The organism is Phenylobacterium sp. (assembly GCF_016793285.1).
Classification (GTDB): domain Bacteria; phylum Pseudomonadota; class Alphaproteobacteria; order Caulobacterales; family Caulobacteraceae; genus Phenylobacterium.
The window spans coordinates 1-4,988 of the sequence record NZ_JAEUMO010000212.1; the positions used below are offsets into that span (position 1 = coordinate 1).

At 71.1% G+C, this 4,988-nt stretch carries 4 protein-coding genes and 1 pseudogene; 2 read left to right on the forward strand and 3 right to left on the reverse strand.

What is annotated here, in order from left to right; translation table 11 throughout:
* Positions 1–265: pseudogene (gene nadE / locus JNL41_RS18685) on the forward strand (NAD(+) synthase); the annotation flags it as partial.
* A gap of 166 nt (positions 266–431) precedes the next feature.
* On the opposite strand, the gene JNL41_RS18690 reads toward nadE, so the two are convergent.
* The 3 genes from JNL41_RS18690 to JNL41_RS18700 all read right to left on the reverse strand — a co-directional run bounded on the left by JNL41_RS18690 (position 432) and on the right by JNL41_RS18700 (position 4,087).
* Positions 432–2,327 (reverse strand): CocE/NonD family hydrolase, encoded by a 1,896-nt coding sequence (locus JNL41_RS18690; RefSeq protein WP_293477571.1) that lies wholly within the window; start codon positions 2,325–2,327, stop codon positions 432–434.
* 142 nt (positions 2,328–2,469) lie between these two features.
* Positions 2,470–3,297, reverse strand: a complete 828-nt coding sequence (locus JNL41_RS18695) for an outer membrane beta-barrel protein (protein WP_293477573.1) — start codon at positions 3,295–3,297, stop codon at positions 2,470–2,472.
* A 187-nt stretch (positions 3,298–3,484) separates the two neighbouring features.
* Complete coding sequence (locus JNL41_RS18700) at positions 3,485–4,087, reverse strand: TIGR00730 family Rossman fold protein (protein ID WP_293477575.1); 603 nt, start codon at positions 4,085–4,087, stop codon at positions 3,485–3,487.
* Between the two features lie 132 nt (positions 4,088–4,219).
* Between JNL41_RS18700 and JNL41_RS18705 the strand changes: the two genes are divergently transcribed.
* On the forward strand, positions 4,220–4,988 hold a 769-nt coding region (locus JNL41_RS18705; protein WP_293477577.1), incomplete at its 3' end, for an ABC transporter transmembrane domain-containing protein.

The following is a 4,988-nucleotide window of genomic DNA, read 5'->3' on the forward strand; positions in this document are numbered from 1 at the left end:
TGCGTGGCGCGACGTGGCGAAGGGCGAGTGGCCGCCGAACTTCCCGCCCGAGGCGCGAAACGCCTACGATCTGGCGACCATCAAGCGCTGGCTGGGCGTCTTCCTCTTCCGCTTCTTCGAGATCAGCCAGTTCAAGCGCTCGGCCGTCCCCAACGGCCCCAAGGTCATCTCCGGCGGCGCCCTCTCGCCCCGCGGCGACTGGCGCGCGCCGTCCGACGGCAACGCGCGGGTGTGGCTGGACGAGCTGGAAGCGAACGTCCCGTAGACGGGTCCTCGCATCTCCCCAAGAACGTCATGGCCGGGCCTGTCCCGGCCATCCATAGACGCCGACCAAGGTGGAAGCGCCGCAGCTCAGCCGCCGCGACTCCGCTAGACAGGCCTGCGCGTCTGGATGGCCGGGACAGGCCCGGCCATGACGTACAAGGGGATTGCTAGACCGCCGATCTCGGCACACGGGCGTCGCCGGTGCGGTTGAAGATTTCCGTCCCCTTCTCCGTGGCTTGGATCGTCCAGCTCACGTTGAACGCCTTCGGCTCCGACCGCACGACGAGGCGGGTGTTCACGCGGATGGACCAGCCCGGGCGCTCCAGGGCGGCGCGGTACATCTTGGCCGCCGCGGCTTCGCGGCCGCCGTCGGTGAGCAGGAGTTCGAAGCGGGAGGCGAGGCGGTAGTCGGTCCCCGTCGCCGGCAGGTGGTAGGCGAAGGCGGGCGGGGCGACCGCGGCGGCGCCGGTCAGGCCGCTGGGCAGGAAGGTCTCCTTCGACGCATCGAGCCACTTCGCGGCGCCCATCGCCGGCCCGGGCGCGGTCACGGGCGGCTCGAACGGGCGGACGTCCGCGCCATCGGCTCGCGGCAGGCTGAGCTCCAGGCGATCCATGTCGAGCGTCAGCGTCGCGCCCGCGCGGCCGGGCCAGAGCGTCGGCCAGCCGTCCGCGGAGAGCAGCAACCCGACGCGATGCCCCTTCTTCAGCGTCCAGGCGATGGCCTGGAAGGGCAGGGTGACGTCGAGCCACTCGCCGGCCTTCGGCGGGTCGAAGCGGCCGGAGCCGTCGTGGAAGCCCAGGTTCAGCGCCGCCGTGCTCATCCGCACCGCCTGACCGTCGGGGGCCACGTCGAGGAGGCGGGCTACTAGGAGGCCGCCCGCCCGGTCCGACCTCACGCGACCGCGCAGCACCGGCAGGACAACCTCACGGTCGACCTCGGCCGGCGGCGTCAGCAAGGCGCCCCCAGACGACCATGGGCCGGGCGCATCCTCATAGAGGTCGTCGGGCAGCGTCGCGGGCGTGACCGGCGTCGGCGCCAGCACGCGCGGCGGGCCCGGCCAGCTCTGGGGCGCGGCCTGCAGGCTCGCGGCGGGCCAGTCGACGCCCCGCCACACACCGTGCTCCAGCCCGCCCTTGCCGTCGGGCTCGCCCAGCCAGTAGCGGAGCGGCGGGTCGGCCATGACGCCGGTCTCGCGGCCCTTCAGCCACCTGTCCCACCAGCGCAGCGCCTCTTGCAGGAAGCCGATGCGCGGGCCGCGCGTAGCGGTGGTCGGCGTCACATGTTCCCAGGGGCCGATGATGGTCCGTGCCGGGCCCTTCCAGCCGGCCGCGATGCGCAGGACCGAGGTGGCGTACTTGTCGGCCCAGCCCGAGTAGAACAGCGTCGGCGTCTCGCCCATCGGCGCCGACTTGCGCTGCCAGTAGGCGTCGCGCTCGGGATGGCTGAGCCACGGCAGGATGAAGGGCCGGTTCGCCTCCAGCCGCTTCAGCCACGTCGCGCGCCAGCCGTCGCCCGCCTGCTGAGGGTCCGGGGGGAGGGCGTTGAACATCAGCATCACGCCGGCCCAGTCGATGCGCGCCGAGTACATCTGCCCGCCCAGGCTCTGGACGTCGGTGGTCCAGCCGTCCTCGGAGACGCCGCCCAGCACCATGGCCTTCAGCGCGGGCGGCTTGCGCGCGGCGGTCCGGATGGCGGTGAAGGCGGCCCAGGAGAGCCCGCTCATGCCCACCGCGCCGTCGCACCAGGGCTGCGCGGCGGCCCAGGCCACCACGGCCTCGGCGTCGTCGATCTCGGGCTTGAGGTACTCGTCGAGGAGCAGGCCGCTGGAGCCCCCGGCGCCGCCGGTGTCCACCGCCAGGACGGCGTAGCCCTGCGCCGCCCACCAGGGCAGCAGCGGGTCCATCACCGGCCGGAAGACGTCGTGGGGGCGGTAGGGGCAGAGGTCGAGGATGGCGGGGACGCGGGGGCCGTCCTTCGGCCGCCAGAGCCGCGCCGACAGCACCCGGCCGCCAGCCGCGGGAATGCGGACCTGCGCCTCGACGATGTCCAGCGGTTCCGCCATCGGCCCTCCGGACCCTAGTAGGCGGCACGCCGCGCCTCGTGGGAAGGGGTCAGACGCCGGCCCGCAGACAGCAGAAGGCCCTCCACGGCCTGCGCCGGGAGGGCCCGAGGCGGCGCTGTGCGCCCCGCCGAAGCTGCTCGGCCTAGAAGCGCCAGGAAACGGTGGCGCGGAAGCTGTTGTATTCGATGTCGTCGTCCGTCCGCAGGAAGCCGGTGCCCTGGGTGTTGGCCAGCAGGAACGGGTTCGTGGCGGCGGTCGCGCCGTTGTTCGTGGCGCGGACGCCGAAGTCGTCATCCTTCAGGCTGGTGCGCAGGAATTCCACGCCGAGCGCGATGTTCTGCGTGAACTTGTGCTCGACGCCGGCGCCGAGTTGGTAGCCCTTGGCGTTGCCCCCGCCGCTGCGCGGGAAGGCGTTCACGGTGTTCGTCGTGTTGAAGCTGTGACGCACCGAGCCTTCGGCGTAGCCGCCGGTGAGGTAGAACAGGTTGTCGCCCATGGCGTAGCCGCCGCGGGCGCGCGCCGCCCAGGTGTCCTTCAGCTTGCGGGTGAAGGTGTAGGCCGCCGGCGTGGTCGAGAACGCGGTGACCGCGTCGGAGAGCTGGGTCTGGCTGTACTCGATCACGCCGCCGACGACCCAGCCGCTCGGGAACTGGTAGTCGTAGCCGGCGCGGATCGACATCTCGACGTCCGAGTTGTCGTCCTTCTTGCAGCCGCCGGGGGCGGCGTTGGTGATGTTGGAGCCGCCGCAGAAGCCGGGCGAGAATGCGTTCGCGCCGGCCGCGGTGTTGACCGTGTCGGTGTAGCGGCCGTCCAGGTTGGTGTCGAAACCGATCGTCTCGCCGCTGCTCTCGGAGCGGTCCGCGAGCCCGAGCGCGCCGCCCACGTAGAAGCCGGTCCAGTCCTGGGCCTGAGCCGCGCCCGCGGCGGCCAGGAGGGTCGTGGTGGCGGTGGCGAGGAGGAGGTTTCGCATCGTGTTTTCCATCTGCAGTTGAGAGACGTGATCCCAACTACGCGATCTGCACCTTAAAAAGATGCAGTGGGTTCGCCGACCGCCCGGCCAAAACCGGCGCGCGGCCGCCATTTGCCGGAACAGTGGCTTTCGGGCCACGCCGCGTGGTTAGGATTGCCTGAAATCCGGGCCGACTTCGGAGGGATTCCTATCCGCGCCGGCCGACGGCGGCCTCGGAGGGATAGGCCTCGCGGCCCTGGCTCAGGAGGGCGGGGACGATCTGGCCGACGGTGTCGACGGCCACCCAGGCCCGCATGAAGTCGGGCGGCGTCAGGTTCTCGTCCACCGTGTGCTGGAAGAGCTTGAACAGCGGCTCCCAGAACCCGCGCGGGTTGTAGAACACCACCGGCTTGGCATGCAGGTCGAGGCGGCGCCACGAGAGGAGCTCGACCACTTCCTCCAGCGTGCCGATGCCGCCCGGCAGGATCACGAAGCTGTCCGAGCGCTGGAACATGAGCATTTTCCGCTCGTGCATGTTGTCGACGATGATGTGCTCGACCTCGCCGAGGGCGCGCTCGACGCCCACCAGGAAGGTCGGGATGATGCCCAGCACCTCGCCGCCGGCCTCGTGCGCGGCGCGCGCCACGGCGCCCATCAGGCCCACGCCGCCGCCGCCGTAGACCAGCTTGATCCTGGCGTCGGCCAGCGCCTTGCCCACGCCGCGCGCGGCGCCCAGGAACTCCGGATCCGCCGCATCGGAGGATCCGCAGAACACGCAGGCCGATTCCAGGCGCTGGCTGTGACGCCGCATTACGCTTACTCCAGGGGATGTTTCAGGGTCGCTTGCCGTCGCGGCGCGCGGGTCCAACTCTCAATTGTTCGTCATTAGGAGTCGCAAGCTCGCCGTGAGTCCAGCGCCGTCCAGTTTCCAGGAGCCGCGCGCATGAGCCACGCGGACATGATGCGCGCGCGCTTCTCCGGGCCGGGCGCGATCGCGCCAGCCGAGACGAGGTTCGCCTTCTGGGCCTCGATGGCCGACCTCCTGGCGCTGGTGATGCGTTCGGGCGCGCCGCAACTGCGGCTCCGGATCGCCGCGGCCCTCGCCCTGGTCTTCGTCGGCAAGCTCTCGGGCGTCATCGCGCCGGTGATGCTGGGCGACGCCATCAACACCCTGACCCCGGCCGTGCAGGGCGGCGTGATCCTGGGGACGCAGTTCGTCAGCCTGGCGGTCGCGTTCGCGGCCCTGCGGTTCGTGGCGGCCTGCGCGCCGTTCGCCCGCGATGCGATCTTCACCCGTGTCTCGCAGTCGACCATGGCGCGGGCCGCGGTGGAGACCTTCGGCCACGCGCTGTCGCTCTCGCTCGACTTCCACCAGACCAAGCAGACCGGCACGCTGTCGCGCGTCATCGACCGCGGCGCGCGCGCCACCGACTTCCTGATCCGCAGCCTGATCTTCAGTCTCGGCCCCACCTTCGTGGAACTGATCCTGGCGATGATCGTGATGGTGGTTCGCCTCGACTGGCGCTTCGCCGTCACTGCCTTCGTGACCCTGGTCCTCTACGCGGTCATCACCTTCAAGATCACCGACTGGCGGCTGTCGCACCGGCGCGACCTGAACGAGGCCGAGAACCGCGCCGCCGGCCTGTCGAACGACGCCCTCATGAACTACGAGACGCTGAAGGCGTTCGGGGCCGAGCAGCGCCTGGTCGGGA